The sequence below is a fragment of the Rufibacter aurantiacus genome (assembly GCF_017916345.1).
In the GTDB taxonomy this organism is placed as follows: domain Bacteria; phylum Bacteroidota; class Bacteroidia; order Cytophagales; family Hymenobacteraceae; genus Nibribacter; species Nibribacter roseolus.
Genome location: NZ_JAFMSV010000003.1, coordinates 209,073 through 232,985, shown reverse-complemented (window position 1 = coordinate 232,985; position 23,913 = coordinate 209,073). Strand labels below are relative to the sequence as shown.

At 51.3% G+C, this 23,913-nt stretch carries 17 protein-coding genes; 7 read left to right on the top strand and 10 right to left on the bottom strand.

The genetic code is table 11. The annotated features are described in order from the left end of the window. Window positions 1–446: 446 nt before the first annotated feature. From treZ to J3P34_RS11490, 3 genes are all read right to left on the bottom strand, one after another. A complete protein-coding gene (gene treZ / locus J3P34_RS11500) occupies window positions 447–2,285 on the bottom strand; it encodes a malto-oligosyltrehalose trehalohydrolase (protein WP_210488839.1) in 1,839 nt (612 codons plus the stop codon). After that, the gene (gene glgX, locus J3P34_RS11495) at window positions 2,282–4,426 is read right to left on the bottom strand and encodes a glycogen debranching protein GlgX (protein ID WP_210488837.1); all 2,145 of its coding nucleotides are present in this window, start codon (window positions 4,424–4,426) and stop codon (window positions 2,282–2,284) included. The genes treZ and glgX overlap by 4 nt, the downstream gene beginning before the upstream one ends. A 316-nt stretch (window positions 4,427–4,742) precedes the next feature. Further along, window positions 4,743–6,395, bottom strand: coding sequence for an NADP-dependent glyceraldehyde-3-phosphate dehydrogenase (locus J3P34_RS11490; RefSeq protein WP_210488835.1), 1,653 nt, complete (start codon window positions 6,393–6,395; stop codon window positions 4,743–4,745). Between the two features lie 553 nt (window positions 6,396–6,948). Between J3P34_RS11490 and J3P34_RS11485 the strand changes: the two genes are divergently transcribed. Next, window positions 6,949–8,235 carry a citrate synthase gene (locus J3P34_RS11485; protein WP_210464811.1) on the top strand — a complete coding sequence of 429 codons (1,287 nt, stop codon included), beginning with the start codon at window positions 6,949–6,951 and terminating at the stop codon, window positions 8,233–8,235. A 545-nt stretch (window positions 8,236–8,780) separates the two neighbouring features. On the opposite strand, the gene J3P34_RS11480 is transcribed toward J3P34_RS11485, so the two are convergent. Both J3P34_RS11480 and J3P34_RS11475 read right to left on the bottom strand, forming a co-directional pair. Further along, a complete protein-coding gene (locus J3P34_RS11480) occupies window positions 8,781–9,275 on the bottom strand; it encodes a toxin-antitoxin system YwqK family antitoxin (RefSeq protein ID WP_210488833.1) in 495 nt (164 codons plus the stop codon). Window positions 9,276–9,327: 52 nt separating this feature from the next. Continuing rightward, window positions 9,328–9,762 carry a toxin-antitoxin system YwqK family antitoxin gene (locus J3P34_RS11475; RefSeq protein WP_210488830.1) on the bottom strand — a complete coding sequence of 145 codons (435 nt, stop codon included), beginning with the start codon at window positions 9,760–9,762 and terminating at the stop codon, window positions 9,328–9,330. A gap of 303 nt (window positions 9,763–10,065) precedes the next feature. Between J3P34_RS11475 and J3P34_RS11470 the strand changes: the two genes are divergently transcribed. Continuing rightward, a complete protein-coding gene (locus J3P34_RS11470; RefSeq protein ID WP_246850190.1) occupies window positions 10,066–11,364 on the top strand; it encodes a PhoH family protein in 1,299 nt (432 codons plus the stop codon). A gap of 143 nt (window positions 11,365–11,507) precedes the next feature. Here the strand turns inward: J3P34_RS11470 and J3P34_RS11465 are convergent, their stop codons facing one another. After that, entirely contained in the window at window positions 11,508–12,032 is a 525-nt protein-coding gene (locus tag J3P34_RS11465) for a DinB family protein (RefSeq protein ID WP_210488828.1), read from the bottom strand. 96 nt (window positions 12,033–12,128) lie between these two features. Next, window positions 12,129–12,896, bottom strand: a complete 768-nt coding sequence (locus tag J3P34_RS11460) for a hypothetical protein (RefSeq protein WP_210488827.1) — start codon at window positions 12,894–12,896, stop codon at window positions 12,129–12,131. A 335-nt stretch (window positions 12,897–13,231) separates the two neighbouring features. Between J3P34_RS11460 and J3P34_RS11455 the strand changes: the two genes are divergently transcribed. After that, a complete protein-coding gene (locus J3P34_RS11455; protein ID WP_210464805.1) occupies window positions 13,232–13,669 on the top strand; it encodes a YkvA family protein in 438 nt (145 codons plus the stop codon). Window positions 13,670–13,912: 243 nt separating this feature from the next. Further along, the gene (locus J3P34_RS11450; RefSeq protein ID WP_210488825.1) at window positions 13,913–16,180 is read left to right on the top strand and encodes a S46 family peptidase; all 2,268 of its coding nucleotides are present in this window, start codon (window positions 13,913–13,915) and stop codon (window positions 16,178–16,180) included. A gap of 54 nt (window positions 16,181–16,234) precedes the next feature. Here the strand turns inward: J3P34_RS11450 and J3P34_RS11445 are convergent, their stop codons facing one another. Next, entirely contained in the window at window positions 16,235–16,687 is a 453-nt protein-coding gene (locus tag J3P34_RS11445) for a type II toxin-antitoxin system RatA family toxin (protein WP_210488823.1), read from the bottom strand. A 3-nt stretch (window positions 16,688–16,690) separates the two neighbouring features. Beyond that, window positions 16,691–17,593: an SDR family oxidoreductase gene (locus tag J3P34_RS11440; RefSeq protein WP_246853686.1), complete on the bottom strand. Its 903-nt coding sequence runs from the start codon at window positions 17,591–17,593 to the stop codon at window positions 16,691–16,693. A gap of 209 nt (window positions 17,594–17,802) precedes the next feature. Here J3P34_RS11440 and J3P34_RS11435 point away from each other — a divergent pair, with 209 nt between their 5' ends. Beyond that, window positions 17,803–19,779, top strand: a complete 1,977-nt coding sequence (locus J3P34_RS11435) for a tetratricopeptide repeat-containing sensor histidine kinase (protein WP_210488821.1) — start codon at window positions 17,803–17,805, stop codon at window positions 19,777–19,779. On the opposite strand, the gene J3P34_RS11430 is transcribed toward J3P34_RS11435, so the two are convergent. After that, window positions 19,768–21,285: a phytoene desaturase family protein gene (locus tag J3P34_RS11430; protein WP_246853685.1), complete on the bottom strand. Its 1,518-nt coding sequence runs from the start codon at window positions 21,283–21,285 to the stop codon at window positions 19,768–19,770. The genes J3P34_RS11435 and J3P34_RS11430 overlap by 12 nt on opposite strands. A 45-nt stretch (window positions 21,286–21,330) precedes the next feature. On the opposite strand from J3P34_RS11430, the gene J3P34_RS11425 reads away from it, so the two are divergent. Both J3P34_RS11425 and J3P34_RS11420 read left to right on the top strand, forming a co-directional pair. Further along, window positions 21,331–22,152 carry an SDR family oxidoreductase gene (locus J3P34_RS11425; protein WP_210488819.1) on the top strand — a complete coding sequence of 274 codons (822 nt, stop codon included), beginning with the start codon at window positions 21,331–21,333 and terminating at the stop codon, window positions 22,150–22,152. Window positions 22,153–22,224: 72 nt separating this feature from the next. Then, window positions 22,225–23,466 (top strand): BaiN/RdsA family NAD(P)/FAD-dependent oxidoreductase, encoded by a 1,242-nt coding sequence (locus tag J3P34_RS11420; protein ID WP_210488817.1) that lies wholly within the window; start codon window positions 22,225–22,227, stop codon window positions 23,464–23,466. Window positions 23,467–23,913 lie beyond the last annotated feature (447 nt).

Sequence of the window (23,913 nt, the reverse complement as noted above, 5' to 3'; positions counted from 1 at the left end):
CTTTTGCTGGCGCGAGCTTCCAGCTCGTGTCCGCACACATTTTTGAACCGGCATTAGCGTAAAGGTTGAATCACCTGTAGAAGGCACGAGCTGGAAGCTCGCGCCAGCGGTGGACATTACACCTGGAAAATACCATTGCAAACGTGGAGACAAGGCACTGCCTTGTCTCCACGTTCCATTGTCTGTGGAATCATTTCTGGCTTGTTTAATATGAAACTGGCCAGAAATGATTTTGTCCGAAACACACAGACATGCCGCAAGTTTGAGCGGAGCGGTAACTTGTGGCTGCCTTTGATGCCAGTTTGTAACTGGCTTGGTGCAATACCTGGTCATGTGTTTCGCCAGTTACAAACTGGCGGTCATTTGTACTCCAAGTTACCGCTGCGCTCAAACTTGAAGTAGGTTATATTTCAGGCCTGTTTTTTATAAAACAGGCCTGAAATGATTTAGGCTTGGTACACGACCAAACTCTCCGGTTGTAGGGTCACTTCTGCTCCACCGGCTACCGATGGTTCAGCGGCTTGCGGGCCTTTCCATTCCGGGGAGGCGGAGTCTAGTACCAGTTGCAGGTTCTTGGCTCCAATAGGAAGGGTTACTTTCTGTGGCTGCTGGGAGAAATTCATCAAAGCGATGACTTGGTGGCTACCTTGACCGCGCTGGAGAATCAAGGTTTTCTGGGATTCGTTGGCCTCGGCTTGCACGGCTTTGCGGTCCAGGTTTTTCAGGGCGGGCAGTTCGCGGCGCAGGCGCAGGAGGGTCTGGTAGTAGCGGAACAGGGTCTGGTGCGGCTCCTGCTGCACCAAGTCCCATTGCAACTTGGAGTTGTTGAACGTTGTCTCGGCCATGGGGTCCGGAGCTTCTCCCTCGGCGTGGAAAGCGGCGAACTCGGCTTTACGGCCTTTACGCACGGCTTCAGCCAAATCCGGATCTGTGTGGCTCACGAAATACTGGAACGGATTGGGTTCTGCGTACTCCTCGCCCATCCAGAGCATGGGCAGGTACGGGCTCAGGAGCACGGCCCCGGCGGCCAGTTTCTGCATTTCAAAGCTTACCAATGCACCCAGGCGCTCGCCCATCATGCGGTTGCCCACGTGGTCGTGGTTCTGGGTGAACACCACGAACTGCTTGCCGGGGTTGTTCTCGGCCTTTACCCCAAACGTTTTCATCCGGTGCTCTGAGAACTGGCCGTCAAAAACGTAGGCGTCCTGGTAGGCTTTGGCCAGGTGGCTGATACCCGAAAAATCTGAGTAATAGCCGGTCTGCTCGCCGGTGATGGTCACGCGCAGGGCGTGGTGGAACTCGTCAATCCATTGGGCATCCATGCCGTAGCCCTGTTGTTCCAGCGGATTGATGAAGCGGGTGTCATTGAGGTCCAGTTCCACAATCATGTAATGGTTGCGGCCGGTTTCCTCCATCAGTTGGTATACGTGCTGCTTCATCTCCCGCAGAATGTGGTTGGGGCTGAAGTCTTTGATGGCGTGCACGGCATCCATGCGTACGGCATCAATGTGGAAGTCCCGGAACCACATCAGGAGGTTCTCAGTGATATAGCGGCGTACGCCATCGCACCAGGCATCGTCAAAGTTGAGGGCCGGTCCCCACGGGGTGTTGTATTTGTCTGTGAAGTAGTGGCCGTACACGCCCAGGTAGTTACCTTCAGGGCCCATGTGGTTGTACACCACGTCCAGCACTACGGCAAAGCCATTCTGGTGGCAAACGTCTACTAGGTGCTGCAAGCCCTTAGGTCCGCCGTAGGTGTTTTGGGCGGCATACGGGAAAACACCGTCATAGCCCCAGTTCCTGTCTCCGGGGAACTGCGCCACCGGCATGATTTCAATGGCATTCACCCCAAGTTCTTTGAGGTAGTCCAGCTTCTGCTCCAGACCGGCAAAGGTTCCGTCTGGCGAGAAGGTGCCCGTGTGGAGTTCGTACATCACGTACTCCTCCAGGGGCAGGTTCTTCCATTGGTCATCCGTCCACTTGAACTTGTCTACATCAACGGCCTGAGACGGACCGTGCACGCTTTCGGGTTGGGACAAAGAAGCAGGGTCCGGGTATTCCTGGTCTTCGTCTATCCTGAATTTATAGGTGTCGCCGGGCTCCACCTGGTCAGTGGTTTCGTGCCAGTAGCCAAATTCGCCTTTGCGCAGCGGAATGATGGTGTTTCCGTTGTTCAGGCAGATCTCCACCTGCTCTGCTTTGGGTGCCCACACCAGTATTTCGGCGAGCCCCTGGGGATTAAAGGTAACACCCAGGGTTCTTTTGCTGACGTCTATTTTATTCATTCGGGGTTATGAAAAATAGGGTTCTTCAAAACTAAAACAGAGCGACCTTCTACGTAGAAAGACTCACCGGCCTTATACGTAATGGGTTCTTCGGGTTCCACCTGGTCGCGGAAAGTATCCAGCACTACGGTCCATTTCTCGCCGTACTTTTCACTAGGGGCGTGAAACACAATGGAGTCATGGTAGGCATTGAAGATCACGAAGAAGGAGTCATCTAACACCACCTCGCCTTTGGGTCCGCGGGAATGCACGCCCCGGCCGTTGAGGTAAACCGCCAACGATTTGGCGTGGTCCTGCTCCCAATGCTCATAAGACATTTCATCGCCGGTAGGCAGGAACCAGGCAATGTCCTCTACCCCCTGCCCTTTAATAGCCCGCCCCTGGAACCAGCGGCGGCGTCTGAACACCGGGTGGTTCTTGCGGAAATGGATGAGCTTTTTGGAGAACTCCAGAAGCTGTTTATCTGCCCCCGCCCAGTTCAACCAAGAAATTTCGTTATCCTGGCAGTAGGCATTGTTGTTCCCGCCCTGAGTGCGGCCTAGTTCATCGCCGGCTACCATCATGGGCACACCCTGCGAAAGGAACATGGTAGCCAGGAAATTCCGCTTCTGGCGGTTTCTCAGGTCAATAATCCACTGGTCATCGGTGGGGCCTTCTACCCCGCAGTTCCAGGAACGGTTATGGTCATCGCCGTCTTTGTTGTCTTCGCCGTTGGCCTCGTTGTGCTTCTCATTATAGGAAACCAGGTCATGCAGCGTAAAGCCGTCATGGGCAGTGATGAAGTTGATACTGGCGGTGGGGCGGCGGTAGTCATCATAGTACAGGTCTGAGGAGCCGGTGAACCGGTTAGCGAACTCAGCCAGCATACTTTCCTCACCGCGCCAGAAATCGCGCATGCAGTCGCGGTACTTTCCGTTCCATTCGGTCCAGCCGGGCGGGAAGTTACCTACCTGGTATCCGCCTTCACCCACATCCCAGGGCTCGGCAATGAGTTTCACCTGGGAGATCACCGGGTCCTGGTGGATGATGTCAAAGAAGGAGCTCAACCGGTCCACGGCGTGAAGCTCGCGGGCCAGCGCCGAGGCCAGGTCAAAACGGAAGCCGTCTACGTGCATGTCCAGGATCCAGTAGCGGAGACTGTCCATGATCAGGCGCAGCACACTGGGCAAGTTGGCGTTAAGGGTGTTGCCTGTACCGGTGTAATCCATGTAATACCGTTGGTTGTCATCTACCAGGCGGTAATAAGAAGCATTGTCAATACCCTTGAAAGACAAGGTTGGCCCACGCTCGTTACCTTCACCCGTGTGGTTGTACACCACATCCAGGATCACCTCGATACCCGCTTTGTGGAGGGCTTTGACCATGTTCTTGAATTCAATAACCTGCTGGCCCAGAACCCCACTGCTGGAGTACCGCACATCGGGCGCGAAGAACCCAATGGTGTTGTAGCCCCAGTAATTGGTAAGGCCTTTGTCTTGCAGGTACCAGTCGGTCACAAAGTGGTGCACGGGCAGCAACTCAATAGCCGTTACGCCCAGATCCAGCAGGTACTGAATGGTCACCGGGTGGGCAATACCCGCGTAGGTTCCCCTGATCTCCTCCGGGATGTCTGGGTGGGTTTGGGTGAAGCCCTTAACGTGCGCTTCGTAGATGATGGATTTGTGGTAAGCTATTTTGGGCGGGGTGTCATCTTCCCAATCAAAGTAAGGGTCAATCACCACCGATTTAGGAATGTAGGGCGCACTGTCCAGGTCACCGTAGCTGAGGTCTTCGTCCTCGTGCCCGAACTTATACCCGAACAGAGACTCGTGCCAGTTAATGGTACCGGAGATGGCTTTGGCGTAAGGGTCAATCAATAGCTTGTTGGGGTTGAACCGGTGGCCCTCTTCAGGCTCATAGGCTCCGTAAACGCGGTACCCGTACAGTTGGCCCGGTTTCAGTTCCGGCACGTAGGTATGCCACACCTCGTAAGAACGCTCTTCCATTTTCAGTCGGGCAGATTCCTTTGGAGCGTCTGGGGAATCAAAGAGGCATAATTCTACCCCGATGGCGTTATGGGCATACAAAGCAAAGTTGACACCTTCTCCGTCATAGGTGGCTCCTAATGGGAAAGGCTTTCCCGGATAGGTAATGATGTTCATAGATTTTGGGTCAAGTAAATGGATTGGCAGAACAATGGGTTTGTTTTACTCGCGTACCGTCTACGCATAAACCAAGGCCAGGTCTATACCCAAAGCATGGAAATATTCAATTATGTATAAGTTCAGATATTTATACGGATACTCTTGCCCATACTTTTAACCCTCATTCACAACAGTTTACCCAACGCAGAATAGAGAAAAATTGAACCTTAAAAAAGGTATAGCTTCTCCCTTGGAAAAGGGCAAAAAAAGAAGCCACCCCGGATAATCCAGAGTGGCATTGAGGCTGTTTTCAGCAAAATGGGCCTAAAATAGGCTAAAAGATAAACTTGGTGCTTAGGAAGTTGGACTGCTCCTCACTTACGATCTGGTTTAACAACTGCTTGTTATTATCGTTGAACTTGGTGGCCACCAATGACCTGATGGAGAAGGACCTGAGTGCATCCACCACTGAGAGGGTACCCTCGGCAGAGTCTTTGCGGCCGGTGAACGGGAAGGTGTCCGGTCCGCGCTGGCATTGGCAATTGATGTTCACGCGGCTCACCTGGTTCACCAACGGATCAATGAGCGAGGCGATCTCTGAGGCATCCTGGCTGAAGACGCTCACCTGCTGGCCATGGGTAGACTCTATTAAGTATTGGATAGGCTCCTCCAGGTCGTCAAAAGCCACCACCGGAATGATGGGCCCGAACTGCTCCTCGCGGTAGAGTTTCATCTTCTCGTTCACCGGGTACAGAATAGCCGGGTACACAAAAGACTCAAAGGCCGTGCCGCCGCCCGGGTTCACTACTTTGGCGCCGTGGGCCACGGCATCGTCAATGCATTCTTTCAGGTAAGCGGGTTTGTGCGGCTCGGGCAGCGGGGTTAAGGAAACGCCCTTCTCCCAGGGCATACCGTATTTCAAATTGCCCACGGCCTGGGTAAGCAGTTCCAGGAAAGCGTCTACCTTAGACCGGTGCACGAACGCGATCTTCAGAGCCGTGCAGCGCTGCCCGTTGAAAGACAAAGCTCCCAGCACCGTCTCCTCCACCGCCAGCTTTATGTCAGCGTGCTGGGTAATGATAGCTGCGTTTTTGGCGTCTAATCCCAGAATCGCGCGTAAACGGTTCACCTTGGGGTGTAGCTTCTTGAGTTCATCGGCTACCTTGCTGCTCCCGATGAGCGTGAGCACGTTCACTTTCCCCGATTGCATCAAGGCCGGCACAATGGCGTGCCCCCGGCCGTAGATGGTGTTCACCACACCTTCGGGGAAGCTATCACGGAAGGCCTCCAGCAGCGGGTAGAACAACAACGTACCATGCTTAGGTGGTTTGAAAAGAATGGTGTTACCCATGATGAGCGCCGGGATCAACGTGGTGAAGGTCTCGTTTAACGGGTAGTTGAAAGGGCCCATGCACAAAACCACACCCAATGGCGAGCGGCGTACCTGCGCTACAATACCCTGCTCAATCTCGAAGCGGGAACTCTGGCGGTCCAGGTTCTTGAGGGCGTCAATGGTGGCGTAAATGTACTCCACCGTGCGGTCAAACTCCTTCACCGAGTCGGCGAAGGATTTGCCTATCTCCCACATGATCAGCTTGACCACAATGTCTTTCTGGGCAATCATCTTTTGGGTAAAACGCTCCACGCATTTAATGCGGCCGTCCACCCCCATGGTGGGCCAGGCCCCGCGCCCGTTGTCATAGGCCGCTACGGCTGCGTCAAGCGCCTCCAGGGCTTCCTTCTCAGTACACACGGGGTAAGTGCCAATGAGTTTGCGGGCGTAAGTGTTGTCTGGCTGGGCTAGGGCCACGGGTGAATACACCTCATGTGCCGGACCGTCCCAGGCCTTCATGAAACCATTAGAAAGATACTCTTTCTGGTGGACCTCACCGGGTAAGGCGAATTCTCCTGGTACCTCTGTTTCCTCCACGAAAATGGACCTGAGAAGGTCTGCGGTAAACGGTTGGATTTTGTCTTTTACTTCCATTAAGATTGGGTCTAGAGACTCGTTTAACATCAAGCTGATTTTCCAATCTTATGCATTATAGAAATAGGCTCAAAACATAAATTTAAAATTTGCCATTTTTTAATTACATGAACCATTTTTTTACATTTTTTAATTAAAACAGATTTTAAATAAATTATTTCAAACGCAAAAAACCCTAACAGTTGTTTGTTTGACAATTTTACAACGAAATTCTACTTGGAAGAGACGTAACGGAAAAGGGGTGCCGCAGGTAAAAAAACTGTAAAATTTATTGGAGTAAAACAGTAGCTGTCTCTATATTGACGCCGTTTAATTTCAAGTCTTAATTAATACTACCAAAGGGTCCATTATTGCTGCAAGGGCACTGTATACCAGGTTAATTACACTATCTCAAAGTAAGGCAACAGGTAGTGAAAAACCGGGTAAAAGGTGTGCAACAGGCGATTTTTGAAAAGAAGTAGGTACTGCATAACACTTTTCATTTTATGGCTCTTTTGGCTAACTTCGCCGCGAGGCGCAACAACCTAACTAAACACACACTTAAAGAAGTAATATGTCTGATTTTGCTGAACTAACGCTTGAGGGCAAATCGTACCAGTTCCCGGTAGTAACGGGCACTGAGAACGAGAAGGCCATTGATATTAATGCTTTACGCGCGCAAACTGGTTACATCACCCTTGACTCTGGTTACAAAAACACCGGTGCCACAGAGAGTGCCATCACATTTCTGGACGGTGAGGAAGGCATACTTCGGTACAGAGGGTACCCTATAGAGCAACTGGCAGAGAAATCTTCTTTTATTGAAGTGGCCTACCTGCTGATCTACGGCAAACTGCCTTCTCAGGTAGAATTAGACACGTTCGCAAATCAGATCAAAGTTCACACGCTGGTAAACGAGGACATGCGGAAGATCCTGGACGGTTTCCCTTCCACGGCGCACCCTATGGGTATCCTGTCTGCCCTGGTAAGCTCCCTTACCGCGTTTTACCCAGAGTCTGTAAAATCAAACCAGAGCAAAGAAGAGATTGACCTGACCATTATCCGTTTAATGGCCAAACTTTCTACTATTGCGGCCTGGTCTTACAAGAACTCAGTGGGTCACCCGGTGAACTACCCTAAAAACAAGCTGGACTACTGTTCTAACTTCCTGCACATGATGTTCGCGTACCCTACTGAGGAGTACGAGATCAACCCAGTGGTAGTGGATGCCCTGAACAAGCTGTTGATCCTGCACGCCGACCACGAGCAGAACTGCTCTACCTCTACCGTGCGCCTTGTAGGCTCTGCCCACGCCAGCCTTTACTCATCAGTATCTGCCGGTATCAGCGCCCTTTGGGGACCACTTCATGGCGGTGCAAACCAGGCCGTGATTGAAATGCTGGAGGCCATCAAAGCCGATGGTGGTGATTCCAAGAAGTACATTGAGAAAGCCAAAGACAAAAACGATCCGTTCCGGTTGATGGGCTTCGGGCACCGCGTGTACAAGAACTTTGATCCGCGCGCGACCATCATCAAGAAAACCGCCGATGAGGTATTGACTGCCCTGGGCATCAATGACCCTATCCTGAGCATTGCCATGGAACTGGAGCAAGCCGCTCTGACTGATCCTTACTTTGTGGAGCGTAAACTGTACCCTAACGTAGACTTCTACTCTGGAATCATCTACCGTGCCATTGGTATCCCAACCGAGATGTTCACCGTGATGTTCGCCCTGGGTCGTCTACCAGGCTGGATCGCCCAGTGGAAAGAGATGCGTGAAGCCAAAGAGCCCATCGGTCGTCCACGTCAGGTGTATACCGGTGCCCCGGCCCGTGACTACACCCCGGTTAATGAGCGCTAGTCATTTAATAAACTTAAAAGGAGAAGGTCAGGCAATTTGCCTGACCTTCTCCTTTTATGGGAGTTTCCTTTTATCTTAAATAAATCTCTGGTTCAAGTTTCCAACTTGGACCTACCACGGGCTGAAGTTTGCAACTTCAGTGAGGCGGCAGCCTCAAGATAAGGCACTCTTACTTAACAAATCAAGCAGGCACGAAGAACAAGAACAGCAAAGACATTGCTAATTGGCAGGGTTTCCGTTTTGGGGTAGTTTTCGTGAAAAAGGCTCTTAAATGGTTTTCGCCAAAAAAGGCGAATGTGCCAATGGCTAAAGACGGAACCCACCCCTGTCCCTCCGAGGAATGGAATTTTCCTAAGTGAAATAAAGGCGAATCCTTTTGCAGACGATAAATACAGTTCGCCCAGAAGATCCTTTCAGGATGACAAAGAAGAGAAGGTCTGTTAAGGAAATAGTCTGGTAATGAAAATGTCCTGTATGCCGTTTAGGGGCTATTTTTCTGAGGGTAGGCTATAACGGTCCTCTTCGCTAAGCTGGCCAGGAAAGTCTTATTCTACTCCTCCTGGAACTATCCTTTTGCCTGAGATGGGTTGCGGAGACATTGCCTTTCCCCGTTGATAGGCAATCCAGCCCCGGAAAGCGCCAGTGGAGTCATAATACTCCCAGTTGCCGTGCCATTTGTACATGAGCAGGTTGTTTTCCTCAAAGAGAAAGGCCAGCCCTTGGTGTGAGACCTTGCCGTTGGGGTGGTAAAAGGTGGTTTTGATCCGCTTGAGTTTGGGCTCGTACTTCTCCAGGCGCTCCAGTTTGCCGTCTTGTGAATAGGTTTTCCAGGTACCTTTCTCCTGCCCGTTTTTGAACCGCCCGGTGTACATGAGCTGATCGGGTTTATGGTCATAATAGGCGCGCCATTTCCCCTTCCGTATTCCCTCTTTATTTACTTGGTTCCATTTCCAGGGCCATGTAAAACCGTTGCTTACCAAAGGAACCAGCAAAAAGACACAGATCACTAGTACTTTGATTCTTGGTCGTAGAATTTGCACAGATCAGAAGTTTTAACCTTTAAACGATTTAATTCTTGGGGTATTAAGTAAACTACTTTGGTTTTCTCACGCTGCCCAGCACCGGTGAATCTGTGGTGGGATTGCCTTTCACAAAGGTTTTCACCCCCAGCGGCCGTCCATCCAGATCAAAGTACTCCCAGTCACCTTCCCAATAGAAATGAACCCCGCCGCTTTCGGCATCCCGCAGGTAAGCCATGCCCCGGTGTGAGACCTTGCCGTTGGGGTGGTAATATACCGTTTTATAACTCTTGTTCTGCCGCTTGATCTTCTCAGTGAAGTAAAGCTTGCCATCAGCGGTGTACGTCTTCCAGACGCCTACTTCTTTTCCGTGCCGGTACCTGCCTTTGTAATGCAGGATTTTCTCTTCATAATCATGGAAAGCACGCCAGCGGCCGTTTTTCAGTTGTTTGGCATCATAGCGGTTCCAGGTCCAGGGCCAGGCTTGGGCCGGTTGGCTGAGAAACATAATTACCAGCACCAGAGCAAATGGCAACCAGGTTCTGGGATAAAGATATTGGTGTCCTGTCGCTTTTTCCATCATCAGTTGGGGTTAGAAGAAGCTTTACAAAAGAAAATTTAGGCTTAAAATTTAATCTTCAAATTATATATTTTAAAACGAAATAATCGCCATCTTAGGTATCAAGGACGTGCGCCTTTGCATGGTTATTCTTCCACTTCTAAATCCGTTCGTGTGCAGACAGTTAGTAAACCCCGTAAGCGAGCCGCCAAGTCGGCTGGTGAGGCAACGAAACAGAAAAAAGCCTTTGTTTTGGACACATCGGTCATCCTGTATGACCACAGTGCCGTGGAGCATTTTGGGGAGCATGATGTGGCCATCCCCATCACGGTGCTGGAGGAACTGGACAACTTCAAAAAAGGGAACGACATCAAGAACTTTGAGGCGCGGGAGTTCATCCGCTACATTGACACCCTCTCCTCGCAGCACATGCTTCAGTCATGGATTCCGCTGGAGGGCACCAACAAGGGCCGGTTCAAGGTGCTTATGGGCAACGGGTCACCCATTGACGCAGAGAAGATCTTTAACGAAGACAAAGCCGACCACAAGATCCTGAACGCCACCCTGGCCTTGCAACACGAGATGCCCGACCATCGGGTTACCCTGGTCACGAAGGACATCAACCTCCGGCTCAAGGCTCGGGCCCTTAACCTATCGGCCGAGGATTATGAGACGGGTAAGATCCAGAACGTGACCAATTTATACCGGGGTAATGACCTGGTGGAAGATATTCCGCACTCCGTTATTACCAAGCTGTACGAGGAGGGTGAATGCCCGGTAGAGGAAGCACTGCCCAATCCGCCCAAAGACAACCATTACTTTATTTTGCGCAGCGCAAAATCTTCTGCTTTAGCATACTACAACCCAGAAGACCGTATTCTGGAACGCGTAGATAAGCCCCATGCCGTGGGCATTAAACCCCGCAACGCCGAGCAGACGTTCGCTCTGCACGCCATCCTGCACCCCGAGATTAAACTGGTGTCTATCCAGGGGGTGGCCGGAACAGGCAAAACTTTGCTGGCCCTGGCCGGCGCCCTGGAGCAGCGGGAAGTGTACCGGCAGATTTACCTGGCCCGCCCCATCATCCCGCTTAGCAACCGTGACCTTGGTTTCCTGCCCGGCGATGTGAACTCCAAAATTGGGCCCTACATGGAGCCGCTTTGGGACAACCTCAAGTTTATCCAGAACCAGTTCCCTGAGCACAGCAAGGAAAGCAACCGCATCAAGGAAATGGTGGAGGATGACCGCCTGGTGATCACGCCGCTGGCTTATATCAGGGGCCGGAGTTTGTCTAACATCATCTTTATTGTAGACGAGGCCCAGAACCTGACTCCGCATGAGATCAAAACCATTATCTCCCGGGCCGGCGAAAACACCAAGATCATCTTCACTGGCGATATCTACCAGATAGACACGCCCTACCTGGACAGCCAGAGCAACGGTCTCTCCTATTTAATAGACAAAGTGAAGAACCACCCCCTATACGCGCACGTGACCCTGCAACGCGGTGAGCGCTCTGAACTGGCCAACCTGGCTAATCAGCTTCTTTAGAATTGTTGATTGCTGATTGTTGATGGATCATATAAAGTAAATCCCTTTTGGAGCCGTTTTCTTTAAAACAGCTTCAAAAGGGATTTCTCTTATTTCAGTGACCTACCGCTTAGGTAACAATCAGCAATTAACAATTAACAATATTACAACTTAACCAGGTACCGCTCTTTGAGGATGTTCATGTGGTGGCGCTCATGACCGGCAATGATGAAGGCCAGGGCCGAGGGAGTGATAGGGCTCCCATTGGCGTTACCTAACCTGGAAAAGCTAGCTGCTGGCAAAGACCTTAACAGGGAGAGGGTGGCCTCCCGCACGGTATTGTACTCGTCCAGAATATTATTGAGCGACCGCTCACTGAAAAATGCGTTGGCTACGTAATCATTTTCTTCAAAACCTGGCAATGGTTTCTGGTCGCCCCGGGCAATACACAGTGCGCGGTAGGCCATGATGCGCTCCGTGTCAACCATGTGGCCCAGCAACTCCTTCACCGACCATTTTCCGGGCTCATAAGCGAAACTAGCTTCGCCCTCACTCACGCGTCCAAACAACTGCTCCACCTCCTGCCGCTGCTTTTGCAGCACCTCCAGGATATTGGCCTGGTCAGGAATGTGCTGGATGTATTTAGAGAAATACTCGTTATACTCGCCGGGTTTGGGTCTTGGAATCATAGTCTGCAGTATTTGGTATGGAGAACTAAGTAAGTAAGACCATGGCTAATTAACAAGCAATACGGCCATGCTCTAAAGCCTTTTCAAACCTACTTGCTAATTCTGGTTGTTTTCCTGGGTTGAAAACAAATCAGAACCTGGCTGCTCCTTTTTGCGGTCGGTGGCTAATTTGTTTTTCCTTCTCAGAATATCTACCCGTATCCTTTCCTGCTTGTCTAAATAGGCTTTGAGTTCGCGGGTGGGAACAAATGATACTTTCTGGATCACGGGTTCCTCGCCTTTTTGGCTAAAATCCTTGATGTTGCACTTAAGTGCCTTGAGTTCTCTGATAATGGCGTCATACTTACTGTTGGTGTTTGCAAGTAAAAAGGTGTACTGGTCTTCCTCAAAGACACCGTACCGTACAAAGGCCCCGGCCAGAAAAGAGCATTTTTCCTGGTTTGTCTCAAAGGCTTTGGGTTTCAGCACCCCCTGGTAGATCTTCTGCTGCTTTGCATCTACCTGGTCTTTCCACTTAAAGGAATAGGCCTCATTCATCTGCTCCACCAGCCGTTTAGCGTATATTCTCCTGAAATCCTGGCAATAATAGCAATCCGGCTTTTCCCATTTCACATTGGTGAACAGGATTTTGTCATAGGTCTTCTTGTTTTCGGCGGTAATGAGGGAATCAAGGAAAGTTACCAGCTTGATCTCCGTATTATGGAATTTGTCCACAACCGTACTTTCCTCTGGGTCCTCTTTAATCCAGTTCCTTCCGTTATAATCGTCCACCAGTCCTAAGACATACGGGGTAACTAATAACTTTTGGGCATTAACCTGCAGAACAAAAAGGCTGAAAACGGCCAGGAGCAAACGTTTTTTCATGGTAAAGGACCTATTCAGGCCAGTGGAAGATCGGTTATGTGTAATCAGATTTGTTCAAAGTGGTAAATCAGCAAAGAGATATCCGGCTTATACCACAAAAGCGTGGCAAAAGCCGGACAATAATTCTTATCGGAAAAGCACCTTTTCTTGACTTATCTATAATTCTTAAAACCAAATATATAACATTTCTATTCAACTGAACAAATCAACCTTGTTTCAGAGCTATTTTCCTTAAACACAGGCTTAAATAGCACTCCTATATCTATCCTCGGGTATCTATCCTCGGGGTGGGAACGTATAACCGCCAAAACTATGAACCAAAACCACCTAGAAAAATGAATTCACTTGCAGACAAAGGCTTGAAGATATTCAACAACCCCTTTTTCAAATACATGATCTCCAAAGCATCGGGTATCATGAGAAAACCGGTAAAGATTGGCATGCTGCTCACCACCGCCTACGAGAAACTCACCGATGCCAACAGTTCAGAAAGCGGTATTGACCAGATCAAGGCCATCGGGCAGCGGCTGGTGCGCCTGGTGAAAGCCTATTACAACGGCTCTTACCGCGAAGTCAGCTCCAAAACGCTGCTGTTAGGCGTGGCCGTGCTCCTGTACCTGGTGACTCCACTAGACCTGGTACCCGATTTTATTCCCATCATCGGTTTTGCCGATGACCTCAGCCTGATGGCCTGGTTTATCTCCGCTTTCCAGGAGGAGTTGGAGAAGTTCCAGGTGTGGGAAGAAGGCACCGTAGGCGTGGGACATTCTTAAGGAATATCATGTAGCGCCTATCGGGTAGAACGATTCTACAGAACAACGCCTCCGTTTCGGTCCTGTTTTTCTATAAACAGGACCGAAACGGAGGCGTTGTTTTTTCTGCACCGAGTTTTCTCAAAGCTCCTTCCCTATTTCCTTCCCCCAGCCCCATTTTCAACAATACAAACATCATAATACATGATATTTACTACTTGATACTTCTTCGTACTTTTGACTTTCTCAAATTAAAACTAACGTATGTTTAATCGCAAACAACTCTGTCTTTGGGTAATGCTGGCCCTTAGCTCGCTCTCGGCTTACGCCGATGAGGGCATGTGGCTGCCTATGTTGCTCAAGCAGCTCAACGAAGCTGATATGCAGAAAAAGGGCATGCGCCTTTCTGCCGAGGACATCTACAGCGTAAACAAATCCAGCCTGAAAGACGCCATTGTGCAGTTTGGCGCCGGCTGTACCGGGGAGATCATTTCCAATCAGGGACTGCTGCTCACAAATCATCACTGCGGCTACGGCCAGATTCAGTCGCACAGTTCCGTGGAGAACGATTTGCTCACCAACGGTTTCTGGGCCATGACCAAAGACCAGGAGAAACCCAATCCGGGGCTTACCGCCACTTTCATCGTGCGCATGGAGGACGTGACCAAACAGATTCTGGGCGATATACCGGCCGGGCTGCCGGAGGCTGAGCGCGAGAAGCGGGTGCAGGCCAACATAAAGAAGGTGCAGGCCCAGACCACCGCGGGCACGCACTTTGATGCCATCATCCGCCCGTTCTTCTACGGCAACGAGTACTACATGTATGTGACCGAGACCTTCAAAGACATCCGGTTGGTAGGCGCTCCGCCCGAAAGCATCGGAAAGTTCGGGGGCGATACCGACAACTGGATGTGGCCCCGCCACACCGGCGACTTCTCCTTGTTCCGCATCTACGCCGGACCTGATAACAAACCAGCCGCTTACTCGCCCAACAACAAGCCCTACGTTCCCAAGCACCACCTGCCTATCTCCCTGGCGGGTATCCAGGAGGGCGATTTTACTATGGTTTTCGGGTTTCCGGGCCGTACCACCGAATATCTTCCCTCCCAGGCCGTGCGCGAGATCTCGGAGATTTCTGATCCGGCCAAGGTGAAAATCCGGACCGTGAAGCTGGGTATCCTGGACCAGGACATGAAAGCCGATCCGAGGGTCCGCATCCAGTACGCGGCCAAATACGCCAGCGTGAGCAATGCCCACAAGAAATGGATTGGGGAGATGCGCGGTTTACGCAAGCTGAACGCCATCGCTAAAAAGCAGGAGCTGGAAAGACAGTTCGCCAACTGGGTAGCGCAGGAAACCGGCCGCAAAGCCACTTACAGCCAGGTAATGCCACAATTTGAGCAGAACTACGCCACGCTGGCCAAAGGCATTACCCTTGCGCGCGACTATTTCAACGAGGCTATTTTAGGGGTGGAATTGCTAAACTACGCCCAAAGCTACCTGAACCTGGCTGCCACCCTGCAGGGGACCCCGGAAACCAAATCTGATGCCCAGGAGCAGATAGACAAACTTAGCAAAGGAGCCGCGGGCTTCTTCAAGAACTACAACCTGCCCACCGATAAGAAAGTGTTCACGGCCCTGCTGCAACTGTACGCCAACGACCTGGAGGCCCAGTTCCAACCCGAGGTGCTGCAGACCCTGACCAAACAGTACAAAGGCAACTGGGCGGCTTACGCCGATTACGTGTACGCCAACACCAACCTGGCCTCGGAGGAAAAGGTGCAAAGTCTGTTGAAGCTCTCCCCAGCCCAACTCCAGGCCAAACTGCTGGCTGACCCGGCAGTGCAGTTGCTCAATGGCTTCGCTACCATTTACAGGACCAAAGTACTGCCTACCTACACCGCTCTCAATGACCAGAATACCCTGCTTAACCGCACTTACCTGCAAGGGCTGCGCGAGATGCAGAAAGACCGGAAGTTCTACCCAGACGCCAACCTTACCCTGCGCGTCTCCTACGGCCAGGTAGACACCTATAAACCCGCCGATGGCGTGACCTATGACTACTACACCACCCTGGATGGCATCATTGAAAAAGAAGACCCCACCATCCCTGACTACAAGGTGCCTGCCAAATTAAAGGAGCTTTACCAGAAGAAAGACTACGGACAGTACGGCATGAATGGCCAGATGCCGGTGGCTTTCATCGCCTCTAACCACACCACGGGCGGTAACTCCGGCTCACCGGTGATCAACGCCCGCGGCGAGCTCATTGGCACCAACTTTGATCGCAACTGGGAAGGCACCATGTCTGACATCATGTATGACCCTGATCGGGTAAGAAACATCAGCATGGACGCACGCTACTTCCTGTTCATCGTAGACAAATTCGCCGGAGCGGGTCACCTGGTAAAGGAAATGACCCTAGTGAACAACGGTCCACAGGCTGCTGCTCCCTTGGAAGGAAGAGCGAACACCAAAATCAAAGTAAAACAGGAAAAGAATAAAAAGAAGCTGAAGGTAAAAGCTGACTGATGCTGCTTTCACCCTGTTTTTAACAAAAAAGCCCGGAAACGCTCCGGGCTTTTTTTATGCCTGCAAAACACCTGATTCTACAGCGTGCTTGAAGTAGTTCAAGCGGTTCTTAATATCCGCCCGAAGGAGCCAATTAATGCACGGGTTCAGTATAAAAGCCCCGAACTTCACCTGGAAGTTGTACCTAAAGTACACCCTGGTAAGTTCTTTACTTTCAGGCTTAAATCGCCAGCTCCCGGAAAACTTTCTAAACAGCCAGGGACCTTTAGTCATTTCCATGGCCACCTGTTTGGGTGGATGGAAACTGATGTAGCGTACCGTCATGCCAATTCCTTTCCGGCTCTCACAATAGGCCTCCACTCCTTTGGCTGCCTGGGTGGCGCCATGTTCCAGCCGGGCCACACCCAAATATTTGTCCCAAAGCAGCCGCTGGTCATAATCCTGCGAGAACCAGAACAATTCCTCAAGTGCGCCTTTCACTAAAACAGAACCTTCCAGGGTGGGCATAGGCTACTCTTTGCTGTCTTGTCTGGCGTCTGTTTTTTTGCCGCGCACCATCTGCTCAATGGTATCCCACATCTCATGCGGCACCTGATCCAGGTAGTTGAACTCACCGCCGCCGTAAAGCCACTCGCCGCCGTCAATGGTGACCACCTCACCGTTCACATACGCCGAGTAATCTGAGATAAGGTAAGCCGCCAGGTTCGCCAGTTCCTGGTGCTCGCCATAGCGCTTCACCGGGATACGGTTCAGAGGGTCCAGTTTTTTGGCCAGGGCCTCGGGAAAAAGGCGGCTCCAGGCACCCTCCGTGGGGAACGGTCCCGGCGCGATGGCGTTGGACCTGATGCCGTACTTGGCCCACTCTGCCGCCAAGGAGCGCGTCATGGCCAGCACGCCAGCCTTGGCCGTTGCAGAGGGCACCACGTACCCTGAGCCGGTCCAGGCGTAAGTGGTTACAATGTTAAGGATGGTACCGGGCTGCTGTTTATCAATCCAATGTTTACCTAAGGTGAGCGTACAGTTGTAGCTGCCTTTCAGGACGATATCCACGATCACGTCAAAGGCTTTGGGTGACAATCTCTCTGTGGGGCTGATGAAATTACCGGCGGCGTTATTCAGCAAACCGTCCACCGCCCCGAACCTATCCAGGGTGGCTTTTAGCATGGCTTCCACTTCCAGCGGCTTGCGCACATCGCAGGCAACAGGCAACACCTGGCCGCCGGTCTGCTCCTCCATTTCCCTGGCAGTTTTCTCCAAAACCTCCATTTTACGGCTGGTGATGACCAGGTTGGCCCCCAGTTGCAGAAAGTAGATTCCCATAGACTTACCCAGGCCGGTTCCGCCCCCGGTAATAATGATAGTTTTGCCGTTTAGCGCCCCATCCCGGAGCATTGGTTCTGAATATGTACCCATACTTGAATATCTAAGTTGGAAAGATAATATTTCTGTCCTGCTTTAGAATTAGTTTGAAAAATAATATATTTATCAAAAGATAAAATTGCACCTAAAAAGGTGCGCTGCGCTGCGCCAGAATACTTAAAACTAAGTATTTCAAAAGTTTCTCAGTTTACCTAAACTGTCCGGACAATCGCTTGAGAGTTTTTGGCCAAGCCGTGAATGTAATGAAAAAATTATACTTCCTTTTTTTGTGGTTCATTCTGGCAGCATTCCCCCTCCTGGGTAGGTCTCCGGTGGTTCTCATGCAGGAGCTCAACAGGGCCACTACGCCACAGAAAAAATTAGAGCTCTATAACAAGATAAGTGAGTATTACCGCGAGGTAGATCCCCAACAAGCCATTCTCTACGGGCAGAAGGCCGCCGATCTGGCCCAGCAAATCAATGACCAGAAACAGCTGGGTGCAGCTTACAACAATATCAGTATTGGCCATTACTGGCTCAACAACCTCATTAAGGCCTCTGAGTTCACCTACAAAGCCCTTAAAATCCGGGAAGACCTGCATGATTCCATCGGCATGGCCTCCAGCTATAATGCGCTGGGCAACATCCACCGGGGGCAGCAGAACTATAAGGAGTCCCTGGCGTTTTTCCAGAAGGCCCTCAACATAGGGCGGCGCATTAACCGGCGGCGCACCATCAGTACCTCGCTGAACAACATTGGCGCCACCTATGAACTCATGGAGCAACCTGAGAAGGCGCTGGACTATTACCTGCAGGTAAAGGAGATCAACAAAGCAGAGGGTGACAAATATGACCAGGCACTCAGCGACCTGAACCTGGGGAACATTTATTTCCTTTTAGGGCAGAAAAAGAAAGCCCTGGACCATCTGTATAATTCATTGGAGATAAGCGAGCAAACCCGCAATGAGATAAACAAAATCTACATCTACCGGTGCCTGGCCCGTATTTACCTGCAAAGTAAGGATTATGCCCAAGCCGCCAACCTGGGCCTGAAAAGCCTGAAAATATCGCAGCAGGTGCCTTCCCCGGAAGGTGTACAGGAAGCGTCATTGCTTTTGAACGAAGTATACCTGGCGCAGAAGAATTTCCCGTTGGCGCATCGCTACCTTACGCTCCATACAGCCTACAAAGACAGCCTTTATAACCGTCAACAAAACGAGGCCCAGGCAGAGATGCACGCCAAATACGAGCTGGAGAAAAAAGAGGCCGAGAATCACCGTCTGCGGGTGGAGCAGGAATTACAAAAAGAAAAGCTGGTGCAGAAAGGGCTCATCCAATACGCCACGGGTATTTTACTGTTGATGGCGCTAACCTTGGCTTACGTCTTCTTCAAAGGCCGCCGCAGGGCCAAAATCACCAATGAGCAGTTATCAGACTTCAACCTGGTAATCCTGGAGAAAAACCAGGACATCCAGCAGCAAAAAGAGGAACTGGAAAAAATAAACCACCAGAAAGACATCCTCTTTTCCATCATTGCGCATGATTTAAGAAGCCCCCTCATTTCTTTGCAATCGCTTTTGCAACTGCTGGCCATGGGTAAACTGCCCCCAGAGAAGCTGGACCGCTTTGTGAAGGAACTTGACACCCAGCAGCAAAACACTTTGAGCCTTCTGGACAACTTACTGGTTTGGGCCAAAACCCAGATGAAAGGCGTGAACCTGGAGCCAGAACCCCTGCAGTTGCACGAACTGGTAGAGCAGAACATCAAACTATTGCGCCCACAGGCGGATAAAAAAGGCATTATCCTCCAGAACAATGTTTCCCAGGATCTTTGGGCTCTGGTAGATGAGGAAACCCTGAAGCTGGTGTTCAGAAATCTCATCTCCAACTCCATAAAATTCTGCCATTCCGGCGCTGTGGTAGAGGTTTTCGCAGAACACCTTGACGAAGATCAACTGGTGGTGACGGTGAAAGACTGCGGCGTGGGTATAAGCCCGCAAAACCAGTTGAAACTCTTCGGGGCGAATAACTTCAAGGAGAAAGGCACCGCCAACGAAAAAGGCAACGGCCTGGGCCTTATGCTCTGTAAGGAATTTATTGAGAAGAATGGCGGAGAGATCTGGGTGGAAAGCGAAGAAGGCGTGGGTTCCCAGTTCCATTTCACCGTGCCTGCCTACCAGGTACTGGAACACGCCAATGCCTTCTCTCCTTCGCCGGAAGAAGAGGAATCACTGGTGTAGTTTCTTGACTGCACTACCAAAATGGTCCCGTAGAAGCTTATGGGCCGCAACGATTCCGCTTAGGCAAACCCCGGGGATGCCCTGCCCCGGATAAACCGTATCCCCGCAGACGTAGGCTTTCTGGCCATCTAACCGCGCGTCCTTCATTTGCCAGGGCTTGATGCGCTGGTACTGCGGATACCCTCCTACCTGGCCCCACTCTCTTCCGGTCCACTCAATCCAGGCACCGGGCGTTGCAGCCTGCACAAATCTCACCTGATCCTGCGTAAAAAATCCCTGGTTGGCGAGGAATTGAACAACCCAATGCTCTAGTTCCTTTTTCTGGTTCACCCAATTTTCCGGCGGGTTAGGCACATGCGTACTGACGGAAGCCACACACATGCCTTCGGAAGCCCGTTGTAAGTCATCGGGGTGACTGAGGCTGACGAAGATGCTTTTGCTTTGGAGGTAAGGGACCCCTCCTGGTACGTGTAACTGGTGGTGCAACACACTTGGCATTTGACCGGACCTGTCAAAGACAATACCCCATGTAACAGCCCCATTGATTTGCTCTGCCGGCAGTAAATATCTGTTTAGCTTCTGCTTTACCATTTCACTTTGGAAAAGGGCGCTCACGTTGTTCAGAGGAACTCCACAAACCAGGAACTCGGCAAATAAAGGTCCTTTGTCGGTGTCAATGAGGTATCCCTTTCCAGGTTGAGGGGTGATTTTTTTGACCAGGCGGCGGTAAAGCATCTGGCCATTTTGCTGCTCCAGGTATTGCACCACGTGTTCATTCAGCTGGCGCAACCCACCAGGCAGGTAGTAATTGCCATATTGGGTGTAACATAGCGCGGTGGCCCCGAAGAGAACATTTACCTCTTGGTGGTAGTTCTGGGCCGTGATGAGCAACTGCTGGTCTACAAATTCTACGAACCGGTGATTCTCTAGGAGTCCGTACTTATCTAGGAGGTCCCGCATGTTCTGGAAAGCCATCGGCACCAAACCAAATTGTTCCCACCGAACAGATTTAACAGCCTGCCACAAGTCTGAAAAGGAACTGAACGGAAAGCTTAACTGCCGCAAAGAGGTGCGCCACACCTTCTGGCTGATGCCGTAACAGGTTTTCCAAAAACCCCGCTGTCCTTTTTCCCCAAAAACTCGCTCCGCCTCTTTTATCCAATCCTCCATATTTTGAAACCGGGTGATTAGTGTGCCGTCTGTGAGGCGCACCTGCATGGGAACCTCCAGCGGGATGAGTGGCAACGAAAGATTAAGCTGGTCTGCCAGATACCGCACCGGCATGTGTTCATCAAGCCCCACCAAGGTGGTAGCGCCGGTCTCAAACCAGTAACCTTTTCGTTTGTAAGAAGAGGCACAGCCGCCCGGATAATTGTTCTGCTCCAAGACCACTACCTGCAGACCTGCCTTCGCCAGCAATGCCGCCGCTGTGAGCCCCCCGAAACCCGAGCCGATTACCGCTACCTGAACGTGTTTTGCCTCCATGTACAGCATGAACCAAATCAAGTTAGTTTTGTTGCGGTGCTGGTCATTTCAAGCGTTCTTTGCGGCATGGAAAAGAAAAGAATCAGTGTGATGGGCTGCGGCTGGCTGGGTCTCCCTTTGGCCCAGGAACTGGTAAAACAAGGCACCCAGGTGAAAGGCTCCACCACCACGCCAGCCAAAGTAGAGGTGCTCCGGTCCGCCGGAATTGAGCCGTTTTTGCTCTCTTTTCCCGAAAACAGCTCTAAAACGGATCTGCAGGATTTCTTAACTGCCGATGTGTTGGTCTTCAACCTACCCCCTTCCCGATCTGCCAGTGAACAAAGTTCTTATGAAGACCTCCTGCAAAAGGTCTTAGTCGCGGCGCCGGCTTCCTTAGAGGTGATTTTTGTCTCTTCCACCTCGGTGTACCCAGACCTGAACCGGGAGGTACAGGAAGCGGATGCTGTAGCCTCGCCGGACGCATCTTCCCTGATGCTTAGGTGTGAGTTCCTGGTGCAGCAATCCTTCGCTGATTCCACGATCGTACGTTTTGGGGGGTTGATGGGCAGTTCCCGGCACCCCGGCCGGTTCCTGGCTGGTAAAACCGAGGTTCCGCAGCCAAATGGCCCGGTTAACATGATCCACCTGGCAGATTGCGTGGGCTTGCTCCTGGGGATCATCCAACAAGAGAAATGGGGATTTACCTTCAATGCCTGCGCTCCGGAACATCCCACCCGAAAAGAATTCTACACCCAAGCCGCTCGGCAACTGGGCCTAACTCCTCCTTCTTTTGCCTCCCAGGGTGAGGAAAAATTCAAAATCATCAACAGTGATTTTATCCGGCAGGTATTAAATTATACTTTCTTGTTCCCAGATCCACTGGATTGCCTTTCAGCTCCTAACTTTTAGCATTCAGGCTGTCTGACCTAAACTAATGGGTGCCGTTTTTTGTCTAATTTTGTAGAAGTAAGCGAAAAACAGATGCAAGAGACAGTTGTCATTATTGGAGGAGGCGCGGCAGGTTTCTTCGGGGCCATTACCTGTGCCGAGGCCAACCCCCACCTGCGGGTTATTTTACTGGAAAAGACAACTAAGCTGCTTTCAAAGGTGCGGGTTTCCGGTGGCGGACGCTGCAACGTAACCCATGCCTGCTTCCAGTCCTCTGCTTTTTCACTGCACTACCCCAGGGGCCAGAAAGCCCTGAAAAAACTACTGCCTTCCTTTGGGGCGCAGGATACCGTGACCTGGTTTGAAAACCGCGGGGTGAAACTCAAAACCGAAGCCGATGGCCGCATGTTTCCGCAGTCAAACTCTTCAGAAACCATCGTGGACTGCCTGGTGCAATCGGCCAGAAAAGCGGGGGTGGAAATAAGGACTGGTCTGGGGGTGAACGAAATCCAGGTACAAGAAGAAAGCCCTCCGCAAAAAAAGTTTGCTCTGCAACTGAGCAATGGCGAAAGCATTACAGCCTCCAGGATATTAGTAGCCACCGGCGGTAATCCCAAACCAGAGAATTACGGGTGGCTCCTGAAACTGGGCCATACCATTGAGTCACCGGTTCCTTCGCTTTTTACCCTGAACGTTCCTTCCTCTCCTTTCAAAGACTTGCAGGGAGTGTCCGTGCCCAAGGCGAAAGTGAAACTAACCGGCCAAAAATTGGAGACCGAAGGACCTTTGCTCATCACCCACTGGGGCCTGAGCGGTCCGGCGGTATTGCGTTTCTCGGCTTGGGGCGCTAAGGTCATGCATGGCCTGGCTTACACCGGCACTGCCCTGGTGAACTGGGTACCGGATTTCACCGAGGATCAAGTGCGCCAGCAGATCCTACAGCAACGTCAGAACTCCCCTAGAAAAACCGTGTTCACCAACGCGCTCTTCAACCTTCCCAATCGGCTTTGGCAACGGCTCTGCGAATTGGCCGAGGTCCCCGAGACGGTGAAATGGTCTGAACTGGCGGGCAAAGCGCAAAACAAGTTGATTGAGCTTTTGCTCCGCACGCCTTTTGAGGTGAAGGGAAAGACTACTTTTAAAGAGGAGTTTGTGACCTGTGGAGGAATTAAGCTGGAGGACCTTCATTTGGAGCGGATGGAAAGCCGCCTGGTTCCTGGACTTTTCTTCGCGGGCGAAGTCGTGGATATTGATGGTATTACCGGTGGGTTTAACTTTCAGGCGGCTTGGACGGGAGGATTTCTAGCCGGAAAGGCTATGGCGCAAGCAGCTTAGGTTACCTTTTTGGCTTTTGTTAGGCGGAGCTTTCTACTTTTATAGCTTTACTTCTTTCGAAGTCTTTTCACTAATGGCATTTCTGGACTAGTAGTCCGCTTGTGCTGGCGAAGGACCGCAGTTTGCGTTAGCTCATAAGCCTTATATGTTTCATCGGTGGTCTCCGTGCGCTCACGGCCGCGAGGCCCCGCCTTCCGGCCTCGCGCTGCGCCAGCTTCCTTTGCTCCCTTACGGTCGCAATGCCTCACGGCACCGGAACCTGACAAGGCGCTCCACCGAAAGGCTGGAATTGGGAATTCGCTAGCGGGAACGTCTCAGACCTCGCAGCGTCCGGAGGTCCTGCGAGCGTCTTCTATTTTTGACATGGTTCAAGTCTGTGACTTGGACCTGCAATGACCGGCAGTTTGCAACTGCCGTGAGGTACTACTCTCATAAACACATCTAGCC

Bases quoted from the DNA above. Each gene is read 5' to 3' on its own strand.
- treZ (WP_210488839.1), bottom strand. From the start codon at position 2,285: ATGAATAAAATAGACGTCAGCAAAAGAACCCTGGGTGTTACCTTTAAT.
- glgX (WP_210488837.1), bottom strand. From the start codon at position 4,426: ATGAACATCATTACCTATCCGGGAAAGCCTTTCCCATTAGGAGCCACC.
- J3P34_RS11490 (WP_210488835.1), bottom strand. From the start codon at position 6,395: ATGGAAGTAAAAGACAAAATCCAACCGTTTACCGCAGACCTTCTCAGG.
- J3P34_RS11485 (WP_210464811.1), top strand. From the start codon at position 6,949: ATGTCTGATTTTGCTGAACTAACGCTTGAGGGCAAATCGTACCAGTTC.
- J3P34_RS11475 (WP_210488830.1), bottom strand. From the start codon at position 9,762: ATGTTTCTCAGCCAACCGGCCCAAGCCTGGCCCTGGACCTGGAACCGC.
- J3P34_RS11465 (WP_210488828.1), bottom strand. From the start codon at position 12,032: ATGATTCCAAGACCCAAACCCGGCGAGTATAACGAGTATTTCTCTAAA.
- J3P34_RS11460 (WP_210488827.1), bottom strand. From the start codon at position 12,896: ATGAAAAAACGTTTGCTCCTGGCCGTTTTCAGCCTTTTTGTTCTGCAG.
- J3P34_RS11455 (WP_210464805.1), top strand. From the start codon at position 13,232: ATGAATTCACTTGCAGACAAAGGCTTGAAGATATTCAACAACCCCTTT.
- J3P34_RS11450 (WP_210488825.1), top strand. From the start codon at position 13,913: ATGTTTAATCGCAAACAACTCTGTCTTTGGGTAATGCTGGCCCTTAGC.
- J3P34_RS11445 (WP_210488823.1), bottom strand. From the start codon at position 16,687: ATGCCCACCCTGGAAGGTTCTGTTTTAGTGAAAGGCGCACTTGAGGAA.
- J3P34_RS11440 (WP_246853686.1), bottom strand. From the start codon at position 17,593: ATGGGTACATATTCAGAACCAATGCTCCGGGATGGGGCGCTAAACGGC.
- J3P34_RS11435 (WP_210488821.1), top strand. From the start codon at position 17,803: ATGAAAAAATTATACTTCCTTTTTTTGTGGTTCATTCTGGCAGCATTC.
- J3P34_RS11425 (WP_210488819.1), top strand. From the start codon at position 21,331: ATGGAAAAGAAAAGAATCAGTGTGATGGGCTGCGGCTGGCTGGGTCTC.
- J3P34_RS11420 (WP_210488817.1), top strand. From the start codon at position 22,225: ATGCAAGAGACAGTTGTCATTATTGGAGGAGGCGCGGCAGGTTTCTTC.